The sequence below is a fragment of the Cupriavidus basilensis genome (assembly GCF_029335485.1).
Taxonomy (GTDB): domain Bacteria; phylum Pseudomonadota; class Gammaproteobacteria; order Burkholderiales; family Burkholderiaceae; genus Cupriavidus; species Cupriavidus basilensis_E.
Window position 1 is genome coordinate 1 of sequence record NZ_JARJLM010000027.1, and the last position, 1,225, is coordinate 1,225.

Here is a 1,225-nt window from a genome sequence, read left to right on the forward strand (position 1 = left end):
ACCAGCAGGTAGCGCACGTCGGCGGGCAAGGGGAACAAGGCCTTGAGCGCGGCGTTCTGACGTTGATAGTGCATCACCCGCTCCGACGCCTGCGCGTCCTGCGCCAGCGCGGCCAGCACGGACGCGCGCTCCGGCTCGGGCAACTCGCCGTCCACCAGCGCGCACAAGCGCTCCACCTCCGCCATGGGAGCGCTGGCGCCCATGGCGCCCGCGGAGCCCGGATCCGTGTCATCGTTCATGGCTTGCTTCTCACTACCCTGAGCGGCACGTGCCGCTGGCCGTCACCGCGGTCGCCGCCGGCGAGCAGTGCACGCAGATGCTCGCGGGCACGCGACAGGCGCGACATCACGGTCCCCGGCGGCACCCCCAGCACAGCTGCGGCCTCCTGGTAACTCAACGCCTCCAGCACGATCAGCAGCAGCACTTCGCGCTGCTCCACCGGCAGCCGGTATAGCGCGCGCTGCACGTCGCGCAGCAGCAGGCCATCTATCTCGCTCGATGGCGCCACCAGCCGCTGCCACAACTGATCGTCTTCATCCACGGCAATCTCCCGGCGCCGGCGCAACTGGTCGATGTACAGGTGGCGCAGCACGGTCAGCAGCCATGCCCGCATATTGCTGCGCTCGCGCAGCCGGCTGCCCTGCCCGATGGCTCGCTCCACCGTGTCCTGGACCAGGTCGTCGGCCCATGCGGCATCGCCGGTCAGCGCGCGCGCGTAGCGCCGCAACTGCGGAAGCCAGACTGCGATGTCGTCGCCAAAGCTCACCGCTGACAAGACATGGGGTGTGTATCCGGAATGCGGCGCGGGTGTGTCAGTAACCACCCCTCATGCTGCCTGAATCCACGGTGCTGCGATTGTCACGCGAGGCTGAGGCGCGCCCGGACGCATCCGTGCCGCTATCGGATGAACAGGCCGCCACCGCCATCAAGGCCAGCAGCGCGGCAAAAACCAGACGAAGGGTTTTCATTTCGGTCTCCTTGGCGGCAAGCATGCGGCGGCTTGCACACGCATGGCGCATCCGGCGGAGCACCGCGCCTCCGCCCCTGCCAATGAAGTAAACGGGCAGCGCGGGGGCTTTATTCCATCGCCGCGGCGCTTTGTTTGCAAGGAAACGCTGCGGCAACGCAGGCAACGTGAAGACGGTTCGAGCTGGCGTCCTTCTTGCATGCAGCCATGCCGAAAGACGATCCTTGCTTTGTTTCCCCGGTGATCTAAAGTGATGCA

At 66.8% G+C, this 1,225-nt stretch carries 2 protein-coding genes and 1 pseudogene; all 3 read right to left on the reverse strand.

Going from position 1 to position 1,225, the window contains the following annotated elements:
• A pseudogene (locus P3W85_RS01810) lies at window positions 1-239 on the reverse strand (anti-sigma factor); the annotation flags it as partial.
• Window positions 236-766 (reverse strand): sigma-70 family RNA polymerase sigma factor, encoded by a 531-nt coding sequence (locus tag P3W85_RS01815; RefSeq protein ID WP_017229605.1) that lies wholly within the window; start codon window positions 764-766, stop codon window positions 236-238. The pseudogene P3W85_RS01810 and the gene P3W85_RS01815, both read right to left, overlap by 4 nt.
• Before the next feature lie 46 nt (window positions 767-812).
• On the reverse strand, window positions 813-1,225 hold a 413-nt coding region (locus P3W85_RS01820), incomplete at its 5' end, for a hypothetical protein (protein WP_276263508.1).